The sequence below is a fragment of the Xanthomonas sp. DAR33341 genome, from assembly GCF_003992815.1.
Classification (GTDB): Bacteria; Pseudomonadota; Gammaproteobacteria; order Xanthomonadales; family Xanthomonadaceae; genus Xanthomonas; species Xanthomonas cissicola.
The window spans coordinates 1-2,734 of record NZ_QEYV01000055.1 but is presented as its reverse complement, the minus strand read 5'-3'; the positions used below and the strand labels follow the sequence as shown (position 1 = coordinate 2,734).

General features: G+C 60.3%; 2 protein-coding genes and 2 pseudogenes. 1 reads left to right on the top strand and 3 read right to left on the bottom strand.

Features of this window, described 5'->3' with window-relative positions:
- Positions 1 to 1,829 (top strand): YadA family autotransporter adhesin (locus tag EO156_RS23815; RefSeq protein WP_206513896.1); only part of this gene is annotated, 1,829 nt, incomplete at its 5' end.
- A 204-nt stretch (positions 1,830 to 2,033) separates the two neighbouring features.
- Here EO156_RS23815 and EO156_RS23810 read toward each other — a convergent pair.
- From EO156_RS23810 to EO156_RS23800, 3 genes and pseudogenes are all read right to left on the bottom strand, one after another.
- Positions 2,034 to 2,363: pseudogene (locus EO156_RS23810) on the bottom strand (transposase); the annotation flags it as partial.
- Between the two features lie 41 nt (positions 2,364 to 2,404).
- Positions 2,405 to 2,596, bottom strand: a pseudogene (locus EO156_RS23805) (transposase); the annotation flags it as partial.
- 15 nt (positions 2,597 to 2,611) lie between these two features.
- Positions 2,612 to 2,734 (bottom strand): transposase (locus EO156_RS23800; RefSeq protein WP_164735870.1); only part of this gene is annotated, 123 nt, incomplete at its 5' end.

Sequence of the window (2,734 nt, the reverse complement as noted above, 5' to 3'; positions counted from 1 at the left end):
TCAAGGAAGTGGGTGACCAGATCACCACGATCAATACGACGATCCAGAATCTGCAGGATGGCAAGGGCGTGAAGTACGTCAATACCAACTCGACGGGCGACGACAGCCAGGCGACCGGCGCTGACAGTACCGCAATTGGTGCCGAGGCGCTGGCCTCTGGCGACGGTGCGGTGGCATTAGGGACCTCGAGCAAGGCATTGGGCATCAACTCGCTGGCATTGGGGTCTGGCTCCAGCGCGGCGGGTGGGAATTCCGTAGCACAGGGCAACGGTGCCGCTGCAAGTGGTTTAGCTGCGGTTGCACAAGGCGCATTCGCTTCTGCGGCAGGCGGCAATAGCGTGGCTCAGGGCTCGCTTGCGCAGGCCAATGGTGCCGATGCGGTGGCGATCGGTAGCTCTTCCAATGCTGCGTCCAAAAGCACGGTTGCGATCGGCAGCAAGGCAACTGCCAATTTCACTGGCGATGTCGCTCTTGGTGACGGCAGTGTTACCGAAAGCACAGTTGCCACTTCGAACGGCGTACTGAATGGTCGCACTTACAGCTATGCAGGAGCAGCGCCTGTCAGTACCGTCAGCGTCGGGGCCGTGGGTAACGAGCGCACCATTACCAACGTGGCGGCCGGGCGGATCTCGGCTTCCAGCACCGACGCAGTCAACGGTTCGCAGCTGTATGCAACGAATGTCGAAGTCGGCAGGTTGGGCGAGACGATCGAAGGCATCCAAGGTGGCGACGGTATCAAATACATGCACGTCAACTCGGAGGGCGCTGATAGCGTTGCCATTGGAGCTGAGAGCGTTGCGATCGGCGCTGGAGCGGTTGCGGGGCAGACCATGGACGTGGCGGTCGGCTCTGGCGCAAGCAGCTCGGCGGTCAGCGCGGTGAACTCGGTGCAGTTAGGTGGCACCACCTATAACTTTGCCGGAGTTGCTCCGATCGGCGCGTTCAGTGTGGGCGCAATTGGAGCAGAGCGACAGATCCAGAATGTCGCCGCAGGTCGCCTGAGTGTAAGCAGCACAGATGCAGTCAACGGCTCGCAGCTGTATTCCACCAACCAGCAGGTGCAGCAAAACAGCAGCAACATCACCTTGCTGCAGAGTTCGGTCACGTTGCTCCAAGCCAGTGCTGGCCCCGGTGGCACCAACGGTACCGATGGCGCCGCCAATGCCTCATCCACGTCGACGGTGGTCCAGCCTGGTGGGGTGGTGATCGGCAACAACGGCACCTCGGTATCGGTTGGCACCAATGCGGCAGCCAGCAACACCAGCACCACCGCAATGGGAACCAACAGCCAGGCCAGCGGTTTAAATGCCACAGCAGTGGGCAGCAATGCGCAGGCGGCCGGTGCCGGTAGTGTGGCGATCGGTTCTGGCAGCAAGGCCGAGGTGACCAACAGCGTTGCGATCGGGCAGGGCTCGGTAGCGAATCGCGAGAACTCGGTATCGGTCGGTTCGACGACCAATCAACGTCAGATCACCAACGTGGCCGCAGGGACTGCGCGGACCGATGCGGTCAATCTTGGACAGCTAGAGGACGGGTTGAGCGGAGTGGCGGACTGGTCGAGCAACTACACCGATGCGCGGGTTGGACAGGTGGATCGGCGTGCCAGCGGTGGCGTTGCGGCAGCGATGGCGATGGCGACTCTGCCGCAGGCCTATCAGCCCAATCAACGTGCTGCAGGCGTCTCGCTGAGTTCGTTCCGTGGTGAGCAGGCAATGGCAATCGGTGTTTCCACGATCAGTGACAGCGGTCGTTACCTGTTCAAGCTTAATGCGAGCGCCAACACCGGCGGCGATGCGGGTGTCGCGGTGGGTGCCGGTATCGTCTGGTGAGAAAGGAAGACTACCGCGATGCATCATGCGCGTAGCTAGGTAGTACTTAACAGTCGCCAATTTTGGCGACTGTTTCTAACGGTGCTTAAGGAAAACCTGATCAACGCAGCCGGACGACGAGATAAGCCGCATCGGTCGCGCTGACGGCACTCAGACCCTCGATTTTTTCGCGGTTTCCGGCGCATTCTCTAGGTATTGCCCCGATTACCGGCACACCTTCCCTGCGGCAGGCATCAACTGCTTTCGCTTCAGCCACAGGTTCGACAGCGCAAACAGCGTCAGCACTTGCGCGGCATTCTTCGCCAAGCCGCCATAGCGCACCTTGACGTAACCGAACTGACGCTTGATCACCTGGAACGGGTGTTCCACCTTCGCGCGCAGGCTGGCCTTGCTGTGCTCCCATCGCTTGGCCAACTTCTATTCGTGCTTGTTCTTGATCTGCTTTGGCTTCGAGGGTTTCTCGGCGATCAGGTAGCGTAGCTTGCGCTTGTTCCTCAACTCTTCGCGCTTGTCCAGCCCGGTGTAGCCGCTGTCGGCCGCGACGCCCCCCCCCCCATCCTAAGTAGCAGTCGGGTTTAGATTCCGGGATTGATGATATCGGTGTTTGCCAGATGTTGGGCATAAGCGGACGGCGTCATGCCGCCAATTGCTTTGTTGGGTCGGTCCTCGTTGTATTCGCGGCGCCAGCGTTCGATCTCGGTGCGCGCATGCAGCAGCGTTGGGAACCAATGTTCGTTGAGGCATTCGTCGCATAGCCGGCGGTTGAAGCGTAAGCTCCCCCGTCAAGCAGGCAGTTCAAAAGTAGAGCTTTCGGCGTACTTGTTGCGGTACTCGACCGGGGTCATTCCGCCGAGCGAATCATGGGATCTTGCTTCGTTGTAGTCGATCATCCACCAGTGGGCGGC